The sequence below is a fragment of the Bacillus sp. 2175 genome (assembly GCF_057812155.1).
Map to the genome: position 1 here is coordinate 4,002,860 of NZ_CM173819.1, position 21,460 is coordinate 4,024,319.

Genomic DNA, 21,460 nt, shown 5'->3' on the forward strand with positions numbered 1-21,460 from the left:
CCCTTCTAGACTATAATACACTAAAATATCTTGCCTCAGGGTGAGAAAATACCATAGCCGTTACGGACGCTTCTGGCTCCATCATGAATCCTTCTGTTAATGAAATACCTATTTCCTCTGGATGAATTAAGCGAAATAGCTTTTCTTGATCTGCAAGTTCTGGACACGCCGGATAACCAAATGACACTCGTATTCCTCTATATTTCGTACGGAAACGTTCTTCCATCGTCAGTTCAGGTGAGTCCGGAATGCCCCAGCGGTCACGAATGAGCATATGTGTTTTTTCAGCAAGTCCTTCCGCTAATTCAAGCGCTAACGATTGAATGGCATGACTACGTAAGTAATCACCTTTCGCCTTCCACTCTTCAGCAATGTCCCGAACTCCTTCCCCAACCGTAACAGATAAGAAAGCAACATAGTCCATCTCATCTCCTATTGGGCGCAAATAATCACCTAAAGTACGATAGGGAGCCTTTCCTTGTCTAGGGAATGTGAAACGCTCTATAACACGCGTATGATCTTCTGGATCATATATTACAATGTTTTGTCCGTCGCTTTGCGCTGGGAAAAATTGATACACTGCTTTCGGCTTTAACCAAGATTGTCCTTCCTGCAATAATTCATCTATTAAATCATTTAATTCATGTGCTCTCTTATCTCCCTCTTTCAAAAGCTTCTTCACATTTCCTTTTAATCCAAGGTGATGCCCAAGTAGCATTTGTCTATTTAAAAATGGAGCGAGATGAAGGGCCGGAATATCGCGTAATACAATTCGTTTTGTTGAATCAGGCACGATAACTTCAGCCTTCGGTAATGACTCAATTACTGCTGGAATTTCTACTTTCTTCTCCTCTTTTTTTACGATATGAAGATGACGTTCTTTTTTATCCTGTTTCATCTTCTCACGCTCTTCTTCTTTTTGAAGCTTATTAATAATATCGAGCCCCGTCATCGCATCACTCGCATAACAAACGAGCCCTTTATATGATGGTGAAATCCGATTATCTGTAAACTTTCTCGTTAACGCTGCACCACCTACAACAATGGGAACATCAATATTTGCTGCTTTTAAATCTTCAGCAGTCGTTACCATTTGTTGCGCTGATTTTACTAATAAACCGGAAAGGCCTATAATATCCGGCTTCTTTTCTTGTACTTCTTGAACAATTCGATCCGAACGTACATTAATTCCTAAATTAATAATCTCATATCCGTTATTTGCTAAAATAATTTCAACGAGATTTTTCCCAATATCATGCACGTCACCTTTTACAGTTGCTAATAATACTTTCCCTTTTTTCGCACTATCACTAGATTCCATATGTGGCTCTAAATAGCTTACAGCAGCTTTCATACTTTCAGCACTTTGCAATACTTCAGCAACAATAAGTTCATTATTATTAAATAGTCGTCCTACCTCATCCATCCCTGTCATAAGCGGACCGTTAATAATATCAAGAGGTTTTCTTCCTTCTTCAAGCGCAAGACTTAAATCCTCGTGTAATCCTTGTTTCGTACCTTCTACAATATAATTTGCTAGTCTTTCATCAAGCGTTAACGTTTCTTGCACAACGATATCTTTCTTTTTAGCAACTCGGTAAAAGTTTGTAAATTCTTCTAACGTCTCTTTCGTCGTTTCAAACAGTAGTGCATCTGCAAGGCGTTTTTCTTCCTCTGGAATCGACGCATAGCGTTCTAATTTTTCCGTATTCACAATCGCGTAATCTAACCCTGCTTTCGTAGCATGATATAAAAAGACTGAATTTAATACCTCACGTCCAGCCGGTGGTAAACCAAATGATATGTTACTTACCCCTACAATCGTTAAACACTCTGGTAACGCTTCTTTAATAAGGCGAATTCCTTCTATAGTCGCTGCTGCTGAACCAATATATTCTTCATCACCTGTCCCTACCGGAAACACAAGTGCATCAAAAATAATATCTGACGGGCGTATCCCATACTTCTTTGTAAGTAATTCATAGCTTCTTTTCGCAATTTCTATCTTTCGCTCCGCACTAACCGCCATACCGTCTTCATCAATTGTTCCTACAACTATAGCAGCACCATACTTCTGAAGAAGCGGTGTCACTTTTTTAAATCGTTCTTCTCCATCTTCTAAATTAATTGAATTAATAACAGCTTTTCCTTGAATATAAGTAAGAGCTCGCTCCATCACATTTTCATCTGTTGAATCAATCATAATCGGTACTTTTAAAACTTTCGTAACTTCTGCTAAGAAGTTTTCCATATCTTCTATTTCATCGCGATCAGGATCTGCCATACAAATATCAATAATATGAGCATTTTTCTTCACTTGCGCTCTTGCCACTTCAGCAGCCTCTTCAAATTTCCCTTCTGCTACTAATCGTTTAAATTTACGTGACCCAATAACATTCGTTCTTTCACCTACAAATAACGGTCTCATAGACTCATCATATTGCAGTGCTTCTAATCCACTAATTCCATGTCCTTCTCTCTCATGATGGTCACGAGGCTTAAGAGATGCTAGCGCGGATTTCATTGCTTTTATATGTTCTGGTGTCGTGCCACAACAACCACCAATAATATTAACCCACCCTTCTTCAGCAAATCGCTTCACCTTTTCAGCAAGAGAAGATGGAGATTCATGGTAATGTCCATCTTCATCAGGAAGACCTGCATTTGGATAACAAGAAATGTAACACTCCGATAAATCAGATAGTGAACGAATATGGTCCCTCATAAACTCCGGACCAGTCGCACAGTTTAACCCAACAGATAATGGTTTCATATGTTCTACTGATAAATAAAAAGCTTCAATTGTTTGCCCAGCCAGAGTCGTTCCCATTGGCTCAATCGTACCTGAAATCATAATAGGAACCGTTTTTTTCAGTTCTTCAAAAGCAGCTTGAATTCCAATATAAGCTGCTTTCACGTTACGCATATCTTGACTCGTCTCAACGAGTAATACATCAACTTCTCCTTTTAATAATCCTCGTGCCTGCCTTGTATAAGCCTCAATCAATTCTTCAAAAGTCACACCACCAGTAACACTAATTGCTTTCGTTGTTGGTCCCATCGCTCCCGCAACATATACTTCATTCCCGCTTTCTTTAACAGCTTGCTTCGCCAAAAGTGCTGCCTTTTCATTTAGTTCTTCATCTAAATGAGACAGCTCATAATCACTTAGTACAATATTCGTTGCCCCAAATGTATTTGTTTCAATAATATCCGCTCCAGCTTCAATATAAGCTTTATGAATCTTTAAAATAACGTCTGGTCTTGTTTCCACTAAATATTCATTACAGCCCTCGTACTCTTCTCCTCCGAAATCTTCAGCAGTTAAATCCTCTTGCTGAATCATTGTCCCCATTGCACCATCTAATATTAAAATGCTATTTTTCAATTTTTCTTCTATACACTTCATCAATTAATACCTTCTTTCACTTCTTGCTTTTCTCTTACATATTTAACAAGATGTTCTGTAATTTCATACTTTAAAAATGGTGTAATAAGATAAATACCATTAAAATATTTCATCGCTGCGTCGACCAATTCTTGTGAAATGCGAATCCCTTCCTCAATTGCTGCCTCTTTCGTTTCATGTCCATCCATTCTCTCTCTTATTTCTTCAGGAAGAGTAATACCCGGCACCTCAAAATGAAGAAAATCTGCATTCCGCTTACTTACTAACGGCATAATTCCAATAAAAATAGGTTGTTCCAAATGCTTTGTCGCTTCATACACTTCTTCAATTAACTTGATATCGTAAATTGGCTGAGTTAAAAAATACTCCGCTCCAGCATCTATTTTTCGTTCCATTCGCTTAACTGCTGCTTTTAAGTGCCTCACGTGAGGATTAAATGCGCCGCCTACAGAAAACCTTGTCGCCGGTCCAATTGATTTCCCTAAAATTGAACGTCCATCGTTCATTTCTTTAATCATTTTAATAAGCTCAATAGAGGATAAATCATATACAGAAGTGGCACCGGGAAAATCACCAACGCGCGCTGGATCACCAGTTAAAGCTAACACTTCTTCCATCCCTAACGCCGATAAACCTAACAAATGAGATTGTAGTCCAATGACGTTATGATCTCTACACGTTAAATGCGTCAATACTGGGATATCATGCTTCGTTAATAACGCACCCATCGCCATATTAGAGACACGAGGCGATGCTAATGAATTATCTGCTAGAGTAATAGCATCTGCTCCCGCTCTTTTTAACGCTCTTGCTCCTTCAAAAAAACGCTGTGTATCTAACGTTTTCGGTGGATCTAATTCCACTACAACTGTCGTTTGTTTTTTTGCTTTCTCTGCTAGAGTGACGTGAGCCTTCGAACGTTTCTCATGCGTATGAACGACTTTTGGCCTTTGAATCGTTTCTTTTTCTATTACAGGGGTAATATTCGCAACAGCGCGCTTCATACTTTGAATATGTTCTGGAGTCGTACCACAACAGCCACCCAATAACCGAATACCTTGCTCAATAAAATTCGGTGTCATTGCTTCAAAATAAGCTGGACTTCCCTCATATACGTAACGTCCCTCTACATAATTCGGGAGACCTGCATTTGGGTATGCTGATAAATAGCCATTTTGCGGAATCGATATCATTTTGAAAGCTTCCGTCATATGAAGCGGCCCCAGTTGACAATTCAATCCAACAACATTTGCACCGTAATCTATAAACTGCTTTAATATTTCATTGACATCATTTCCATTTTGAGTCGTACCTGCTTCATGTAACGCTAATTGCGCAACAATCGGAATATTCGTTTGCTTACGCAACACTTTAACAGCATGAAGTAATTCAAATTCATCATAAAAAGTTTCTAATAGTAATCCATCAACCTGTTCTTCTAGTAAAGCCCCCGCCTGTTCAAGTAACATAAACTCCCTTTCCATATCAGTCGTTGTAACAGCTCCGATATGTTTCATACCACCAATTGTTCCTAAAATTGCATTTTTATCTGTCACAGATGCTTTCGCCAATTTCACTGCCGCTCTATTAATTTTTGTAACTTGATTTTCTAAACCATACATACGTAATTTCGCCTCATTTGCTCCATACGTATTCGTTTGAATTACATCTGCTCCAGCAGCTACATATTGTTTATGAATGGATATAATTAGATCTGGATCAGATACGTTCAATTCTTCAAAGCTACTTTGCAAACCATGTGAATGCAATAACGTTCCAACCGCACCATCACCTATTACAATTCCTTTTGATAATAAATCTAGTAATTTCACGAATCTCCCTCATTTCTATCAATATAAAAACCCCCTCTTCACTTTGAAGAGGGGGACATAATTGTTCCTCCTCTTATTATGCAAAACATTCGTTTTGCAGGTATTAGCACCGTTTCAAACATTTCGTTTGAAGGTTGCCGGGTTTCACAGGGCCTTTCCCTCCACCGCTCTCAATAAGAGTTGTCTTTATTATTTTATTTATGTAGCTAAAAGGAAATGCGTTCCCCTTTTAACAATGTTTGTTAATTTTTTAATAAATTTAGCATGCACAAAATTAAAAGTCAATGACACTTGCGGAAAAATAAAAATTATTTAAAATAAAGTTGCAATTCAATTATCTTTTATTGTAAAGTTAAAAACATAATAAAAATTTCATACGAACATTCTTATCTAGAGAGGTAGAGGGACTGGCCCTGTGACGCCTCAGCAACCATTAACATTTTGTTAATAAGGTGCTAATTCCAGCAAATTGTGAAAGATTTGACAGATGAGAAGAAGACTCTATTCAAACCGAAAGCCTTCTTCTTAGAAGGCTTTTTTTATTTTATATTCACTTAATGTTTCAATTTAAAAAGGAGGAATTTTCACATGTCAACAATCGAAACAAAACTAGCACAAATCGGAAATCGTAGTGAAACTACAACTGGAACGGTTAATCCACCAGTTTATTTCTCAACCGCTTATCGCCACGAAGGAATTGGTAAATCTACTGGCTTTGACTATTCACGAACTGGCAATCCAACTCGCGGTCTTTTAGAACAGGCGATCGCAGACTTAGAATATGGCGAACAAGGTTATGCCTGTAGTTCAGGGATGGCGGCTGTTCTCCTCGTCCTTTCTCTATTCCGCTCTGGAGACGAACTTATTGTATCTGAAGATTTATACGGGGGAACGTATCGATTATTTTCTGAGCATGAAAAAAAGTGGAATGTTCGATGTAGATACGTAAATACACAGTCTATTAAACAAATTGAGCAAGCTATCACAACTGAAACGAAGGCTATTTTCATAGAAACTCCAACTAATCCATTAATGCAAGTTACTGATATTGCTGCTGTCGCAACTGTAGCGAAAAGGCACGGACTACTTCTTATTGTAGACAACACATTCTACACACCTTATATACAGCAACCATTAACAGAAGGTGCTGACATTGTACTTCATAGCGCAACGAAATATTTAGGGGGACATAACGATGTACTAAGCGGGCTTGTCGTTGCAAAAGGAAAGGAACTTTGCGAGGAAATCGCTCATTATCATAATGCATCAGGTGCAGTTTTAAGCCCATTTGACTCATGGTTATTAATTCGCGGTATGAAAACGTTAGCGCTTCGCATGAGACAACATGAAGAAAATGCGAAAGCAGTTGTTGCGTATTTAAATGATGAAGACGGGGTGACAGATGTATTTTATCCAGGAAGAGGCGGCATGATTTCATTCCGCCTTAAAGATGAAGCTTGGATTAATCCATTCTTACAATCTTTATCCTTAATTACATTTGCCGAAAGTCTTGGTGGTGTAGAAAGTTTAATGACTTATCCAGCAACGCAAACACATGCTGATATTCCTGAAGAAATTAGAACAGCAAACGGCGTATGCAATCGTCTTCTTCGATTCTCAGTTGGCATTGAAAATAGTAACGATTTAATTCAAGACTTAAAGCAAGCCATTAAACTCGTAAAAGAAGGTGTAAGAATATGAGCTATTCTATAGATACACTCTTACTACACAACCAATATAAACATGACTCGCAAACAGGCGCTGTGAACGTTCCTATTTATAACACATCAACTTTTCACCAGTTTGATGTAGATACGTTCGGAAAATATGACTATAGCAGGTCAGGAAATCCAACTCGTGAAGCTCTTGAAGATATCATTACTTTATTAGAAGGCGGAACAAAAGGATTCGCCTTTGCATCAGGCATTGCAGCGATTTCCACTGCATTCCTCCTTCTTTCACAAGGTGATCACGTACTCATTTCAGAAGATGTGTACGGAGGCACTTACCGAGTGATAACTGAGGTACTCTCCCGTTACGGTGTTTCACATACATTTGTTGATATGACCAATTTAGAAGAAATAAAACAAAACATGAAACCAAATACAAAGCTCTTTTATGTAGAAACACCTTCTAACCCACTTTTAAAAGTGACAGATATTCGCGAGGTTTCTAAACTCGCAAAATCTATTGGCGCTCTTACTTTTGTTGATAATACATTTTTGACACCACTATTCCAAAAACCACTTGAACTTGGAGCTGATGTCGTTCTTCATAGTGCTACAAAATTTATTGCTGGTCATAGTGATGTTACTGCCGGATTAGCAGTAGTAAAAGATGCAGAACTCGCTCAAAAGCTTGGATTTTTACAAAATGCATTCGGTGCTATTTTAGGACCTCAAGATTGTTCTCTCGTACTTCGCGGTCTAAAAACATTGCACGTACGCCTCGAGCATTCAGCTAAAAATGCCAATAAAATCGCACATTATTTACAAGAGCACGCTAAAGTACAAAATGTCTATTATCCGGGATTACAAACACATCTCGGATTTGATATTCAACAATCTCAAGCAACATCAGCTGGAGCGGTCTTATCGTTTACTTTGCAGTCAGAAGATGCACTCCGCCAATTTTTATCAAAAGTAAAATTACCTGTTTTTGCAGTTAGTTTAGGAGCTGTAGAGTCAATTCTTTCTTATCCAGCAAAAATGTCACATGCAGCACTGTCGCAAGAAGCTCGTGATGAAAGAGGAATCTCTAATTCATTACTTCGGTTATCAGTCGGTCTTGAAAATGTTAACGATTTAATATCCGATTTTGAAAATGCCCTTTCTTATGTAGAAGAACCTGTAAATGCATAGAGAAAAAGAAGATATGAGATTAGGTTTTCATATCTTCTTTTTCTGCGTTTTAGTTATATTCATTTGAATTTCTTCTTTTCTTATAGTCCATAAAAAAATAAAAGTATATCATCTATTTCTAAATAATGGATTAATTGATATATTAAGAAATAAAAAGGGGTGAAAATAATGGATATTTGTTCAGATATTTTAATCGTTATCGATTTACAAAATGGCGTATGTTATAGCGAGGAGCATTTATTTGATTTACAGAACTTACTAACAAAAGTAAATAAAAGAATTTATTCATACAGAAAATTAAATAAACCAATCCTTTTTGTTCAACATTGTGATGATGATTTAGTACCCGAGAAAGAACTTTGGGCTATTCATACCGATCTAGATGTTCAAGAACAAGATTTTTTTGTAAGAAAAACACATGCAAATTCATTTTATAAAACAAACTTAAAAGAAATTTTAGATCAATTATCTGTAAATTGCATTGAATTTTGTGGCGCCCAAACAGAGTACTGTATGGATGCTACGATTAAGTTTGCCCACGGACTAGGATACGAAAACTTTATGGTACAGAAAACAACCTCTACGTTGAATAATCCTTTTATGTCCGCAAAAGAGACAATTGATTTTTATGAGAACATATGGAATCACAGGTTTTTAACGTTGCTAAAAGATGAATTTTAGAATAAATGACTAATGACTTGATCATCCTAAGATTTATCAGCCGTAAGCAAATATTTCATTATCACCATAAAGAAGCGAATTACATTCAGCTTCTTTTCTTTTAACCTGTTTTATATTCTATATATATCATTATAATTCCTTTGTCATATTATTTTAAAAATTTTGTATATTCATTTGAAAGAATAAGAAAATCATGATAAAATTGTGTTACAAATATATCTATATCTTTCAATTTTTAAAACACATCGAAATTTTCACCCAAAAATGTCATTTTACAAAAACATGCTAATTTACCTATTTTATTTACATCAGGGTCTCTTTTCTTACAATTTCTTTACTTTAGGACTTTTTTTCTGCAACAACTATTTTCTTTTCTTTAAATTTTTGGTATGTATAGTATGGTATAATAGCTCACACGGAGGTGGAAAAGAACATGTTAGAAACCTTTCAAAAAGAATTAGAACTATATGAAAGTAATGCAGAATTATTAAAAGTGCTAGCTCATCCTGTTCGTTTATGTATCGTAAAAGGATTAATCGAGCGCGGTCCAAGCAACGTTTCTACAATGTATACTGGCTTAAACATGCCACAATCTACAATTTCACAGCATTTAGCAAAATTAAAAAGCGCTAAAATCGTTTCTAGTGAAAGAAAAGGATTGGAAATTTATTACAAAGTAGAGAATGAAACAATCATTCAACTCGTTCGCGTATTATTAGGTTAGGGACTAATAATCGAAGAAAAAGAACGTATTCTATATTTTTCATCTCATATCTTTAATATAAATATATATCATGAGAGGAAATATATAATACTACATAAGTCGTATTAAAAAACAAGACACAGTATATACTGTGTCTTGTTTTTTTATATTGTTACATATCGATCCAAATGTAAATGTTGCATATCTTTTGTATGTATAACAACATCAAATGCACTCCCTACTCCTCCATTCAAAATCATAGAACGAACGGCTCGATTTTGTTTTTGCGTTTCAGAAAAAGGATTCATATCTTGATGGCTCGTAAGCTGTTCTAATATCCCTGCAGCTAACAAGAACTCAGATTGTTTCTTATGCCATACTGCACTCATTCCTTGCATACTAAACATCTCCTTTAGCTCGTCCCAATGAATATGAGTAGTAAGATCCATTTCACCTGGATGCGCTAGTGGGTTACGTATTAGCTTATGCTGATAATACCCTCGCAAACTTCCTTCACGGTGTGCTGGATACATCCATTCTTCTTTTGTGTATCCGTAATCAACTGTAATACATATACCTTTTTGAAACCATTTCGCAATTTCTTTTATATACTCCTCCATCACAATTGGTACTTCAAAACGTTGCCCTTCAGCAATATGAATATTATATTTCAATAAATAGCGACCAATTCTTTTATCTAACGGCCTACATACTTCTGAAAGGTTTCCTTCCTCTGTATATGTAATACGTACTTCATACAACATACCATTTCTTTTCTCAATTATTTCAACAGGAAATGCATCAAACAACTCATTCGAAAAAAGAATTCCCTCGAAAGAATCTCCCATTTCACTATAGGAGGTATAGTACGATACATTAGAAAATGAGCCAAGGTGCTCCTGCTGTAATTTTCTATGAAAAGGGCTCACTTCAATCATTGAATAGTTTAGATCAATAAAGGTTTTTGGAGATAATTGCTTCCATTCTTGTAAAACATCATAGGCAAACTTCCCTGTTCCTCCGCCAATTTCACAAATATTCGGAGCAACTTCACCATTTTCAACAAGACGAATAAAAAGTTTAGCAAAAGTTTTTGCAAACACAGAGGATACGTTGCTACTTGTAAAAAAATCCCCTTGTCTTCCAATCTTTTCACGTTCTTTCATATAATATCCATGACCTTCTGTATACAATACAAGGTTCATATACGTACTATATGAAATTGAATAATCCTTTTCTTTCCCCATCCATTCTCTTAAAATGAGCTCCATTCCCATAATGACTCCTTATTGTAAAAACGGATTATTTTCTTTTTCAAAGCCAATGCTTGTTTCTGGACCATGTCCACATAAAACCGCTGTTTCATCTGGTAATACAAATAATTTCTCTTCAATACTTCCAATTAATTCAGCGAAACTTCCACCAGGTAAATCTGTTCTTCCAATGCTCATTTGGAACAATACATCTCCTGAGAATACAGCATTCGCCTCTTTACTATAATAAGAAATACTTCCTGGAGAATGTCCTGGTGTCTCAAAAATTTCAAAATTAAATGATCCAATTGTTAATGTACCTTCTGCATCAATAATATGATCCGCTGGTTTTGCTGTAATACTGCGGTTCATCATAAAAATTTGAGAGCCGTTTACAGTTGCATCTCCTAACCAATCTGCTTCTTCTTTATGTACATACACAGGAATATGAAAAGTGTCTCTTACCGCATCAACAGCACCGATATGATCAAAGTGAGCATGTGTTAATAAAACAGCTAATGGTTTTAATTGTTCTTCTTGTAAATATGTAACGAGCTTTTCACCTTCATGACCAGGGTCAAAGATAATGCACTCTTTTTGATCGTTCATTAAAATATAAGCATTCGTTTGTAATGGGCCTAACGGCATTTGTATCCATTTCATATGAAAATCTCCTCCAGTTATTAAACTTACTTTTAATGATACAACATTTCTTTCTCTGAGGAAAAGAAAGGATGCTATCTCGACAATCATTTTTAAAACATGTACAATATAAAAGAGTAAATATTCCAAAAACTCATAATAAGAAATGGGTAGACAGAGGAGGATATTGTATGGGCCTTGTTATTATTTTTACACTTGTCACTCTGTTAGCTGTATTTGCTACGCTTAGAACACTTCGTGAAAAAAACTTTTTCGCGAGCGGCTTTGCAATTGCAACTGTACTCGTTTTCGGATGGTTTACGATCATGACTGTTCTATATAACGGGTATCCACCAGCAGCTTAATTCGTTTACACTTTATTCTTCATCGAGATTTCACACAAAAAGAGGAAGGGTTCCCCCTTCCTCTTTTCATATTTCACAACTTATATCATCTTCGCTTCGTATTTGTGCTTTTTTACAAGCCAAGCTCCTCCGATAACACCTGCATCATTACCAAGTGTTGCAATAGCTAACTTCGTGCTCTTTACAGCACGTGAGAAAGCGTATTGCTCGAAATAGCGTTGAATTGGTTCTAATAGCGCATCTCCAGCTTTAGACACGCCTCCACCAATAACAATTTTCTCTGGGTTCAATGTACTAGAAAGGTTCGCTACAGCTAATCCTAAATAAGAGGCTACTTTTTCTACTACTTCACCTGCTAATTCATCACCTTGTCCAAGTGCTTCAAAGACATCTTTTGATGTAATACGTCCTTCTTCAGCTAACATAGAACGCAACATGCTCTCTTTATTAGTCTCTTGTATTTTTTGCATAGCAACACGTACAATACCTGTCGCAGATGCTACTGTTTCTAAGCAACCAGACTTCCCGCAATTACATGGGAAAGCATTTTCTGTAACGACTGTAATATGTCCAATCTCACCAGCAGCACCACTCACGCCGTGTACAATCTCACCATTGGCGATTACACCACCACCAACGCCCGTACCAAGTGTCATACAGATTAAATCTTTTGCACCTTCACCAGCACCTTTCCACATTTCACCAAGCGCTGCTAAGTTTGCATCATTATCAATAACAACAGGTAATCCTGTTTCTACTTCTAATAAATCTTTTAGCGGATAGTTTTTCCATCCTAAATTAACCGCTTCATAAATCATTCCAGACGCCACATGTACAGGACCAGGAGCTCCCATACCAATACCAATTAACTTGCTCTTCAATTCGCCTAATTCTTCTAGCTTTTTATCAATTGCTTTCGCAACATCAAGTGTAATATGTTTTCCTTGCTCACCTGTATTCGTAGGGATTTCCCACTTATGTAAAATTTCACCGTACACATTAATAAATGCTAATTTAATCGTTGTACCACCAAGGTCAACACCAACTAACCATTTCTCTTCCATGTTGCTTACCTACCTTTATCTAATTCTTATTTAGCTCTTTTTGAATTTCTTGCTTCAATAAAAATAAAGCTGTTTGATAGTCTTGTGGATCGATTAGCTGTGATTGATTTAATTCACGCAATTCATCTTGCATTAATTGTAAATCTGCAATTCGATCTCCCGTATAAATAATCGTACCAAATTTCTTTAGCAATTGCTGAATATCATAAATAGATACCATTTCATCACCCTCTATGCTCACTTACTATAAAAAATTATAATAAGAAAACGTTCACATATTTTATTATAATCAAGAAGAAAAAGTCTCGTCAATTTTTATTTGTCTATACAAGCTTATTTGTAAGCAGTGTTCCTTTTTCTGTAATAATTTTTTCTATGTTTTTATCAAATGGCTCTACCGGAATGTGTTTTACCATTTGAAAATCATACGCTAATGACAGCGTTTTCCCTTTATAATGCACGAGATAACGATCATAATAGCCACCGCCGTACCCAATTCGCTCTCCTCGTTCTGTATAAGCTACGCCTGGGACAATTTGAAGATCAATTTCATCCATATTCACTTCTTCCGTAAGCCCGGGAATCGGTTCACGTAAATTCATATACACCGTTTCTAATTGATCAAAATTATTAATTTGCCGGAAGGACATCGTTCTTGTTCCTTTATTACACTTAGGAACTACAACTTTCTTTCCTTCTTCCCAAGCTTTTTCGATAATAGGATATGTATTCACTTCATTTTCCATTGAAAGAGTAATTCCAATTGTTTTAGCTTCAACCCACTCTTTTTGCGCATACAACGAAAATACAATCTGTTCTGATAAAGTTGTATACTGTTCTTCTGATAAAGAATTCATGTGTTCTATTATTTGTTTACGCAAACGTACTTTCTCTGCTTTCACACATTCTCCCCCTTACAGTGACACTTTACTCTATGCTGATAGTGTATCACTTTTAACATAGGAATCGAATAAAAAAAGAAACAGTAGGAAAATATTCCTACTGCTTACTTTGTTTCACGGTGTAACGTAGACTTCTTGTCACGCTTGCAATACTTTTTAAGCTCGATACGCTCAGCGTTGTTACGTTTATTTTTCTTTGAGATATAGTTACGATCTCCGCATTCTGTACATGCTAGAGTAATATTCACACGCATTCTTATTTCCCTCCAGTACTAATAACTTAAATCAGACTATACTATAATACCACTTTTAAAATAAAAATTCTACACCTTTTGATATTGTCTAATTTTTTCTATAAGATTTTTCATATTTTCCCTTGCTATTACTGGGTTTCTAGCATGTGAATACACCAAAAATTTTGGTTGTTTTATGTCAGAAACGATATAAGACCACTCTTTTTCAGTATATTTGAACTGCACTCCTTCAAATATCCCTTCTCCCTTCCTTTCTATATCATCCAATAATTTCCTCATAATTTCCCCTTTTTCATTCCATGAACATACCACTTCATCATAAAGTAAATAGAGCGGAGGTGATTGCTCTACTATGCTGAGAAACGTTTTTCCTTGCAATGCTATTAGCTCGAATAATTTTCCAATCCGATATAAAATATCTCGCTTCCACCTCACTTGAAACGATTTTCTTTCATCCTGCGTATAAAATAGAAGATAACATTCTCCTAACTTCAAAGACATTGGGTAAATATTTCCTGTCGATTCGAGCAAGAAATCTGGAATATCTACCTCTTCAAAATCTGTACCTTGGTAAATATTACTATGTTTATCGTATAACTCGAAATGATTTCCTTTCTCCGAAAACATAAGAGCCATATTCGCTTTACTTGATTTCATCAAAGCTTTCACATGATCTTTTTGTTCGCTTGCATAAATCCATGTAACTGTACAACCAAGTCTTTGCAGAAAGAGCATAAGTAAATGTTGCAACGTATCATTTCTCTTATTAATAAGAAGATGAAACTTCTGCATCTGTATTTTCTCGATATCAATATGCTCCAATATAACTTCTATATACTCATTCATAGAAACATGAACGAGCTTATTACGCCCCATTTCTTTCTCCTGCACGTAATAAAACAATTCGGACATATATATTTGTTCTATCTCTTTTTGCTGCTTATACGTTAACGGCATGCCAGCTTGACCGTATAACTTTATAACAATCTCATTCTCATTCTCCACTTGAATGAAAACACCACCTGCACATTGCAAATGATGAACACTATATTGAAAAAGTGACTCGTTCATTTCTTTACATTCCATCGTATGAATCCCTATACCATGAATAGCATGTAAAAATAAATTTTTATAAGAGGTTGTTTCTATATTTTCTTGACTTCCAATTAATATACTTTCTCCTTTTTCAAAAAGAGAACCATACGCCATCGCAATCTTCACGATAAACTGGGGAGTAATTTCAACATTCCCTCTTCCTACAATGCGGCTTTTTTGTAACCACCCTGCACTCATTTCACTCTCTTGAATACCAGCCGCTCCTACTATCGAATGACTATCAATCGCCTTATAAGGCCATAGTTTTCCTTTTTGCTTAATTACCGTACTTCTCCCGATATGACAGTGATCCGCTACAACACTTTTTTGAAACAGTGTAACATCATCTTCAACTATTGTACGCTCTCCTATTGTCGTTTCTAATAGTTCACAATACTTCCCAATGTGGGCATTCGCAAAAACAATACTTTTTTGAAGATGAGAATAACTTGAAACGATACTATTTTTCCCAATAATAGAATATGGCTCAATTACAGCTCCTGTACCAATCTTTGCTCCTTCTCCAATAAAAGAGGGGCCATGAATTTTCGTCCCTTTACCAATCGTCACCCCTTCCCCCATCCATACCATAGGTAATACTTCTGTATAAGGAATAGGTACTTGTAACTTTTTCGTTAACAAATCAAATTGTGCTTGTCGATATTGATTAAATGTGCCGATATCTAACCAATAACCTTCTGACAAATATGCGAATAACAAATTTTTGTTTGCCAATAATGGAAACACATCATGACTGAAATCAAAAAATTGCCTAGGCGGTATGTAAGAAAAGATTTCTGGCTCCATAATATATATGCCTGTATTCACAACATTAGATACTACCTCATTCCAGCCCGGCTTTTCTATATATCGTGTAACCTCCTGGTTTTTATTCATTACAACCAATCCAAATGAGAGTGGATTTTCTACTTCTTTCACAAACATTGTTACCATTCTTTTCTTTTGTTCATGAAACCTAATTCCTTCTGATAATTGAAAGTCAGTTAATGCATCCCCGCTTATCACAACAAATGTTTCATCTAAAAATTGTTCTGCTTGTTTAATACTCCCTGCTGTGCCAAGCGGAGGAGAGTCTTCAAAATAATACAAGTTAACTCCCCATTTACTACCGTCACCAAAATATTGCTTAATGGTCGTACTCATATATTGAACAGTAATTGCAATTTCACGAATACCATGCTGACGTAATAACTCAATATTATATTCTAAAACTGGTTTTTCTAATAATGGTAACATCGGCTTTGGAGTATTGCATGTTAATGGTCTAAGGCGTCTTCCTTTTCCTCCAGCTAAAATAACCCCCTTCATATACTTCAGCCTCCACTTATATAATGTTCAGTAACTCCATATACCATATGTATATTCCCTATCCCACATGAACTAGCAGCATAAACTTGATTAGTTAAACAAATCCTCATTTAGAAGACCATATAATTAAATTTCTCACCTATAAAAACGTATGTTTCAAACAACAAGAAAGCGCTTACTATAAATTGGTAAATAATACTTATTAACGACAAACATATATACTAATTTTTCCATTACATTATGATACATCTTATCATCATAAACTAAAGGAAACAACGAGCTTTTTTTGTCATGTTTTGACTAAAAAAAGCAGGTGATTTCTCATCACCTGCTTTTATTCCTACTCATTCAATAAATAATGCTTTCCTTTTACTAAATAAAAGACATTTTCAGCAATATTTGTAATATGATCTGCTACACGCTCAATATATCTCGCGACAAATGATAATTGTGTAATTTGCGTAATTGCTTCTGGTTGTTCCGGAACCGACGATATAAACTCACGAATTGCTTTTCCATATATTTCATCAACGGAATCATCCATTTCAGCAATTTGTTTCGCAAAAGTTAAATTTTCTTGTTCATATGCTTCTAGCGCTAAATGCAACATCTCATTTGCAACCGCAAACATTTCATCCAGGTTGTGCAAACTAACAGCCACTTCTTTTTCCCCAAGACGAATTGTAGCCTTTGCAATATTAACAGCATGATCTGCAATACGCTCTAAATCTGTCGCTGTTTTAATTGAAATAAAAATCCTTCTTAAGTCACTTGCTACAGGTTGCTGCTTCGTAATGAGCATAAGCGCAAGATCGTTTATTTCCTCTTCTAAATTATCCATGCGGTAATCACCATCAATGACCTCTAACGCTTTCTCTACATCCCTTGTATGCAGACCTTCCATAGCCATCAATAAAGCCGCATTTGCTAATTCTCCAAGCTCGATCACCTTTTGCTGTAACGCTTTTAAATCACCTTGAAACTGTTCTCTTACCATTTTTCTTCCCCCTCAATATTATGTGCCATTATATAAAAGTGAAACTTTAATCAACCCTCATCAATCGGGATTTGATAGGCAGCAAGATCCCCTCCCTAACTTCTTTGCTTTCGCTAAATTTTAAGGTGGGGGTCTTACTGCCCGCAAATAGCGGGGTAAATCTCCTACATAGCCTCTTGCGCTTGTAATAAACCTTAAGATAAGGAGAAGTATTAGTTCTCTATTAACAGTAAGATAAAATAAGAAATGCCCTCTGTTAAGAGGGCATTTGCTCTTAGCTTTGAAACGATATCAACCAAAGCGACCTGTAATATAATCTTCTGTACGCTTATCTGAAGGAGTCGTAAATAATTTGTTTGTATCTGTATACTCCACAACTTCCCCGCTTAAGAAGAAAGCTGTTTTGTCTGAAATACGCGCTGCTTGTTGCATATTATGCGTTACGATAACAATACTAAAATCTTTCTTTAGCTCTTGAATTAATTCTTCTACTTTTAATGTTGAAATTGGGTCTAATGCCGATGTTGGCTCATCCATTAAAATAACGTCTGGCTCAATAGCTAAGCAGCGTGCGATGCATAGACGCTGTTGCTGTCCACCAGATAAACCGTATGCATTATCGTGCAAACGATCTTTTAACTCATCCCAAATCGCTGCTCCACGTAAACTTTTTTCAACAATTTCATCTAATGTCTTTTTGTCACGAATACCATGGATTTTTGGACCGTATGCTACATTCTCATAAATAGATTTTGGAAATGGATTTGGCTTTTGGAACACCATTCCTACATGCGTTCTTAATTCTTCAACTGGATATGATTTATCAAATATATTGCGTTCTCTATATTCAATTACACCTGTAGTTCGAACAATCGGTACTAATTCTACCATGCGATTTAATGTTTTTAAGTAAGTTGATTTACCACAGCCACTTGGACCGATAATGGCTGTAACTTCATTCTCATGAATACTTAAATTAATATCTTTTAAAGCATGGTCTTCCCCATACCATAAATTTAAGTTTTTCGTATCAAATACTACCTTCTTTGGCGCAGTCTCGATTTTCTCTTCGTTTTTCACCTGTACATTTACTACTGTTGCTACCATTTGAATTCCCCTTTCATCCACTTCCAACTTATTTTCGATTTCGTAACCATAAAACAAATATATTAATAAATAGCAACAAACCTAACAAAACAATCATCCCAGCTGCTGCTACATACTGAAATTCTTCTTGTGGCCTACTCATCCAATTAAAAATTTGAATTGGTAGAACTGTAAATCTATCAAACATACTAAATGGAACATAATTTGCAAACGCAAGTGCCCCAATAACTAATAGTGGTGCAGCTTCTCCAATTGCTCTTGATATCGCTAACGTACAGCCCGTTATAATCCCTGGGAAAGCATATGGCAATACAATTTGATACATCGTTTGCCACTTCGTAGCACCTAATCCGTAAGAACCCTCTAATAATACACTTGGTACTGATCGAATTGCTTCTTGACTCGCCACAACAACTGTTGGTAAAACGAGTAGACTCATCGTCAGTGCTGCTGCAACTATACTCTCTCCTAAATGAAGAGCATATACAAAAATAGTTAAACCAAGCAATCCAAATACAACGGATGGTACTCCTGCTAACGTTTGATTATTAATCTCTATTATTTTTTTAAATAGAGATTCCTTCGCATATTGCTCTAAATAAAGTGCTGTTCCAACTCCAAATATAAAAGAAACAGGTATAACAATACTCATAAATAATATTGTCCCTGACAAAGCTGCAGCAATACCAGCTTCTTTCGGATTACGTGAAGCGAAATTTGTAAAGAAATTTATTGAAAGATAACTTATACCTTTTTCAACAATTTGAAACAGTAACAAAAACAAAATTACCATTGAAAATAAAATTGCTATATAAAATAACAATTTGTAAATTCGATCTTTTAAAAAGCGTGATGCCATGTTTTTTTGTATTTTTTTATGATTCAACATTCGCATATTATGTCATCCTCCTAAAACGGCGCATAATAGACTGCGAAATGATGTTCATAATAAAGGTAAACAAAAATAACGTTGCACCTACAGCATACATGCTGTAATACGTAATCGTTCCATGCGGAGCATCACCTAAACTTACTTGCACAATATAGGCTGTTAACGTTTGAATAGAATGTGTCGGATCAAGCGATACATTCGGTGTGGATCCTGCTGCAATTACAACAATCATCGTTTCACCAATTGCACGAGAAGCCGCTAATATAATTGCTGCCATAATCCCTGTAAAAGCGGACGGAAACACCACTTGTTTTACCATTTCAAACCGCGTCGCCCCGAGTGCTAATGAAGCTTCTTTCGTCCCTTTCGACACAGCTCTCATCGCGTCTTCAGATAGAGATGCAACTGTAGGCATCATCATAAATCCGATAACGATTCCTGGACTAATCGCATTAAAAAACTGTAAATCTGGTATAAGCCTTTGTAAAAGCGGCGTAACAATTGTTAATGCAAAAAAACCATATACAATTGTCGGGATACCTGCTAATAGCTCTAACATCGGCTTTAATATTTTCCGTGCACTATTTGAAGCATATTCGCTTAAAAATACGGCACACGCTAAACCGATAGGAATTGCTACAAACATAGCAATTGCAGTTATAAGGAACGTTCCACATATGAGTGGTAATATACCGAATTTAGGGTCTTCAAAAAATGGTAACCATTCTTTCTCCGTCAAAAAGGAGTATAATGATATTTTTTGAAAAAACATGATTGTTTCATTAGAGAGCGTAAAAACAATTCCAAGTGTCGTCACAATAGAAACGCTAGCAATTATTTTTAGTAATAAAGGCACTATTCGATTGATTCGCTGCTTTTTTTTTCTTTGTTTTGTATTTCTTTCAATCAAATGTTGTACAGAAAATGTAATTTGACTTTTGTCATTATGAGCCAAAGATGAAAACCCCTTTCCACCCTGACATTACCTTTTTATTTCTGTTAACATACGCAGCTGTTCATTGTATTTTTCTTTTCGTAATTTTACATACCCGACCTCTTCAGCGAGGTTACCGACATGCTGAATCATAAACTCAACATAGTTTGCTACATTCATTTTATTTCGGATAGATGCATTATTCACATAAGCAAGTAGCGGCCTAGATAACGGCTTATACTTACCTGATTGAATGGTCTCTTTCGTCGGAAATACACCATTTACTTTTATTGCTTTCACCTTATCTCGATTAGCCATATAATAAGCATATCCTACAAAAGCAATGGCATGTTTATCATTCATTACCCCTTGCATAATAACTTGATCATCTTCAGACAAAGAGACTTTTTTTACAATGCGATGATTTTGTAAGATGACATTTTGAAAATAATCATACGTACCAGAGTCTACGCCTGGTGCATAAAACTTCACTTGTTCACGTGGCCATGTTGAATGAATTTGTGACCATCGCTTCTCTCTTCCATTTTCACTCCAAAGTAGTCGTAACTCGTCTACTGACATATCGTCTACCCATGTATTATGGCGATTCACAACAATCGTAAGACCGTCGTTAGCAACCTCAAAAGGTGTGAACTGAATAGAGTTTTTCTTCATTTCATTTTTCTCGACTTGTTTCATTACTCTCGAAGCATTATTTATATCTACTTCTCCTTTACTGAAACGATTAAATCCTCCCCCAGTTCCAGAAATACTGATGGAAATTTTCACGTCTGGATGCACCTTTGTATATTCCTCCGCTACTGCTTCTATAATAGGAAAAACCGTTGAGGATCCATCAACTCTCACTTCTCCCGTATCATTTAAAGCAAATGCAGTAGACATTTCAAAACAGAGGAACCATATTGATAATACGAAAATCTTAATCGGTGTATGCATCCATTTCACGTGTTCTTCCTCCTAGAAGTAACCGGAAATAACAGGATTACAGATATAAGAATACTGCTAAACTATTAATTCGGTTTTAATTGTTTGTAAAAGTTTTGTAAAGTTCCACAAAAATCAACATACGATACAATTTTAATTCAGTAGTAGCTATTCATTTCCTCTGATGATTTCCCT

19 protein-coding genes and 2 riboswitches are annotated in these 21,460 nt (G+C 36.0%); of the genes, 5 read left to right on the forward strand and 14 right to left on the reverse strand.

What is annotated here, in order from left to right; all coding sequences use genetic code 11:
* Window positions 1-10: 10 nt before the first annotated feature.
* Together metH and ACXKY9_RS20755 are read right to left on the reverse strand one after the other, a co-directional pair.
* The gene (gene metH, locus ACXKY9_RS20750; protein ID WP_000649685.1) at window positions 11-3,409 is read right to left on the reverse strand and encodes a methionine synthase; all 3,399 of its coding nucleotides are present in this window, start codon (window positions 3,407-3,409) and stop codon (window positions 11-13) included.
* A complete protein-coding gene (locus ACXKY9_RS20755; RefSeq protein ID WP_000770361.1) occupies window positions 3,409-5,241 on the reverse strand; it encodes a bifunctional homocysteine S-methyltransferase/methylenetetrahydrofolate reductase in 1,833 nt (610 codons plus the stop codon). The genes metH and ACXKY9_RS20755 overlap by 1 nt, the downstream gene beginning before the upstream one ends.
* A gap of 70 nt (window positions 5,242-5,311) precedes the next feature.
* Window positions 5,312-5,421, reverse strand: a riboswitch (SAM riboswitch).
* Window positions 5,422-5,624: 203 nt separating this feature from the next.
* Window positions 5,625-5,735: riboswitch (SAM riboswitch) on the forward strand.
* Window positions 5,736-5,829: 94 nt separating this feature from the next.
* Between ACXKY9_RS20755 and metI the strand changes: the two genes are divergently transcribed.
* The 4 genes from metI (at window position 5,830) to ACXKY9_RS20775 (ending at window position 9,507) form a co-directional block, all read left to right on the forward strand.
* Window positions 5,830-6,942, forward strand: a complete 1,113-nt coding sequence (metI, locus tag ACXKY9_RS20760) for a cystathionine gamma-synthase/O-acetylhomoserine thiolyase (protein ID WP_000103889.1) — start codon at window positions 5,830-5,832, stop codon at window positions 6,940-6,942.
* Complete coding sequence (metC, locus tag ACXKY9_RS20765; protein WP_000122307.1) at window positions 6,939-8,102, forward strand: cystathionine beta-lyase; 1,164 nt, start codon at window positions 6,939-6,941, stop codon at window positions 8,100-8,102. The genes metI and metC overlap by 4 nt, the downstream gene beginning before the upstream one ends.
* A 168-nt stretch (window positions 8,103-8,270) precedes the next feature.
* On the forward strand, window positions 8,271-8,783 hold the full coding sequence (locus ACXKY9_RS20770; RefSeq protein ID WP_000350341.1) for a cysteine hydrolase family protein: 513 nt from the start codon (window positions 8,271-8,273) through the stop codon (window positions 8,781-8,783).
* A 433-nt stretch (window positions 8,784-9,216) separates the two neighbouring features.
* Window positions 9,217-9,507 (forward strand): ArsR/SmtB family transcription factor, encoded by a 291-nt coding sequence (locus ACXKY9_RS20775; RefSeq protein WP_000894377.1) that lies wholly within the window; start codon window positions 9,217-9,219, stop codon window positions 9,505-9,507.
* A gap of 143 nt (window positions 9,508-9,650) precedes the next feature.
* On the opposite strand, the gene ACXKY9_RS20780 is transcribed toward ACXKY9_RS20775, so the two are convergent.
* Both ACXKY9_RS20780 and ACXKY9_RS20785 read right to left on the reverse strand, forming a co-directional pair.
* A complete protein-coding gene (locus tag ACXKY9_RS20780) occupies window positions 9,651-10,763 on the reverse strand; it encodes a class I SAM-dependent methyltransferase (protein ID WP_000525140.1) in 1,113 nt (370 codons plus the stop codon).
* A gap of 9 nt (window positions 10,764-10,772) precedes the next feature.
* Window positions 10,773-11,402: an MBL fold metallo-hydrolase gene (locus ACXKY9_RS20785; protein ID WP_000871233.1), complete on the reverse strand. Its 630-nt coding sequence runs from the start codon at window positions 11,400-11,402 to the stop codon at window positions 10,773-10,775.
* Window positions 11,403-11,572: 170 nt separating this feature from the next.
* Between ACXKY9_RS20785 and ACXKY9_RS20790 the strand changes: the two genes are divergently transcribed.
* Window positions 11,573-11,746, forward strand: coding sequence for a DUF2759 domain-containing protein (locus tag ACXKY9_RS20790; protein ID WP_000524852.1), 174 nt, complete (start codon window positions 11,573-11,575; stop codon window positions 11,744-11,746).
* A gap of 80 nt (window positions 11,747-11,826) precedes the next feature.
* On the opposite strand, the gene glcK is transcribed toward ACXKY9_RS20790, so the two are convergent.
* From glcK to ACXKY9_RS20840, 10 genes are all read right to left on the reverse strand, one after another.
* The gene (gene glcK, locus ACXKY9_RS20795; RefSeq protein ID WP_000391701.1) at window positions 11,827-12,810 is read right to left on the reverse strand and encodes a glucokinase; all 984 of its coding nucleotides are present in this window, start codon (window positions 12,808-12,810) and stop codon (window positions 11,827-11,829) included.
* Window positions 12,811-12,829: 19 nt separating this feature from the next.
* Window positions 12,830-13,030 (reverse strand): YqgQ family protein, encoded by a 201-nt coding sequence (locus tag ACXKY9_RS20800; protein ID WP_000253699.1) that lies wholly within the window; start codon window positions 13,028-13,030, stop codon window positions 12,830-12,832.
* 103 nt (window positions 13,031-13,133) lie between these two features.
* Entirely contained in the window at window positions 13,134-13,712 is a 579-nt protein-coding gene (locus ACXKY9_RS20805) for a 5-formyltetrahydrofolate cyclo-ligase (RefSeq protein WP_000642753.1), read from the reverse strand.
* A 104-nt stretch (window positions 13,713-13,816) separates the two neighbouring features.
* Window positions 13,817-13,966, reverse strand: a complete 150-nt coding sequence (rpmG, locus tag ACXKY9_RS20810; RefSeq protein WP_001265616.1) for a 50S ribosomal protein L33 — start codon at window positions 13,964-13,966, stop codon at window positions 13,817-13,819.
* Window positions 13,967-14,035: 69 nt separating this feature from the next.
* Window positions 14,036-16,390, reverse strand: coding sequence for a sugar phosphate nucleotidyltransferase (locus ACXKY9_RS20815; protein WP_000679343.1), 2,355 nt, complete (start codon window positions 16,388-16,390; stop codon window positions 14,036-14,038).
* A 340-nt stretch (window positions 16,391-16,730) separates the two neighbouring features.
* Window positions 16,731-17,387 carry a phosphate signaling complex protein PhoU gene (phoU, locus tag ACXKY9_RS20820; protein WP_000251243.1) on the reverse strand — a complete coding sequence of 219 codons (657 nt, stop codon included), beginning with the start codon at window positions 17,385-17,387 and terminating at the stop codon, window positions 16,731-16,733.
* Between the two features lie 291 nt (window positions 17,388-17,678).
* On the reverse strand, window positions 17,679-18,494 hold the full coding sequence (gene pstB / locus ACXKY9_RS20825) for a phosphate ABC transporter ATP-binding protein (protein ID WP_000226681.1): 816 nt from the start codon (window positions 18,492-18,494) through the stop codon (window positions 17,679-17,681).
* A gap of 28 nt (window positions 18,495-18,522) precedes the next feature.
* The gene (gene pstA / locus ACXKY9_RS20830; protein ID WP_001242564.1) at window positions 18,523-19,389 is read right to left on the reverse strand and encodes a phosphate ABC transporter permease PstA; all 867 of its coding nucleotides are present in this window, start codon (window positions 19,387-19,389) and stop codon (window positions 18,523-18,525) included.
* A gap of 1 nt (window position 19,390) precedes the next feature.
* Window positions 19,391-20,341, reverse strand: coding sequence for a phosphate ABC transporter permease subunit PstC (pstC, locus tag ACXKY9_RS20835; RefSeq protein WP_000940895.1), 951 nt, complete (start codon window positions 20,339-20,341; stop codon window positions 19,391-19,393).
* Window positions 20,342-20,368: 27 nt separating this feature from the next.
* Complete coding sequence (locus tag ACXKY9_RS20840; RefSeq protein WP_000871805.1) at window positions 20,369-21,286, reverse strand: PstS family phosphate ABC transporter substrate-binding protein; 918 nt, start codon at window positions 21,284-21,286, stop codon at window positions 20,369-20,371.
* Between the last annotated feature and the right edge of the window lie 174 nt (window positions 21,287-21,460).

Coding starts and splice junctions, on each gene's coding strand:
- metH (WP_000649685.1), bottom strand. CDS start 3,409: ATGAAGTGTATAGAAGAAAAATTGAAAAATAGCATTTTAATATTAGAT.
- metI (WP_000103889.1), top strand. CDS start 5,830: ATGTCAACAATCGAAACAAAACTAGCACAAATCGGAAATCGTAGTGAA.
- metC (WP_000122307.1), top strand. CDS start 6,939: ATGAGCTATTCTATAGATACACTCTTACTACACAACCAATATAAACAT.
- ACXKY9_RS20770 (WP_000350341.1), top strand. CDS start 8,271: ATGGATATTTGTTCAGATATTTTAATCGTTATCGATTTACAAAATGGC.
- ACXKY9_RS20775 (WP_000894377.1), top strand. CDS start 9,217: ATGTTAGAAACCTTTCAAAAAGAATTAGAACTATATGAAAGTAATGCA.
- ACXKY9_RS20780 (WP_000525140.1), bottom strand. CDS start 10,763: ATGGGAATGGAGCTCATTTTAAGAGAATGGATGGGGAAAGAAAAGGAT.
- ACXKY9_RS20785 (WP_000871233.1), bottom strand. CDS start 11,402: ATGAAATGGATACAAATGCCGTTAGGCCCATTACAAACGAATGCTTAT.
- ACXKY9_RS20790 (WP_000524852.1), top strand. CDS start 11,573: ATGGGCCTTGTTATTATTTTTACACTTGTCACTCTGTTAGCTGTATTT.
- glcK (WP_000391701.1), bottom strand. CDS start 12,810: ATGGAAGAGAAATGGTTAGTTGGTGTTGACCTTGGTGGTACAACGATT.
- ACXKY9_RS20800 (WP_000253699.1), bottom strand. CDS start 13,030: ATGGTATCTATTTATGATATTCAGCAATTGCTAAAGAAATTTGGTACG.
- rpmG (WP_001265616.1), bottom strand. CDS start 13,966: ATGCGTGTGAATATTACTCTAGCATGTACAGAATGCGGAGATCGTAAC.
- ACXKY9_RS20815 (WP_000679343.1), bottom strand. CDS start 16,390: ATGAAGGGGGTTATTTTAGCTGGAGGAAAAGGAAGACGCCTTAGACCA.
- phoU (WP_000251243.1), bottom strand. CDS start 17,387: ATGGTAAGAGAACAGTTTCAAGGTGATTTAAAAGCGTTACAGCAAAAG.
- pstB (WP_000226681.1), bottom strand. CDS start 18,494: ATGGTAGCAACAGTAGTAAATGTACAGGTGAAAAACGAAGAGAAAATC.
- pstA (WP_001242564.1), bottom strand. CDS start 19,389: ATGCGAATGTTGAATCATAAAAAAATACAAAAAAACATGGCATCACGC.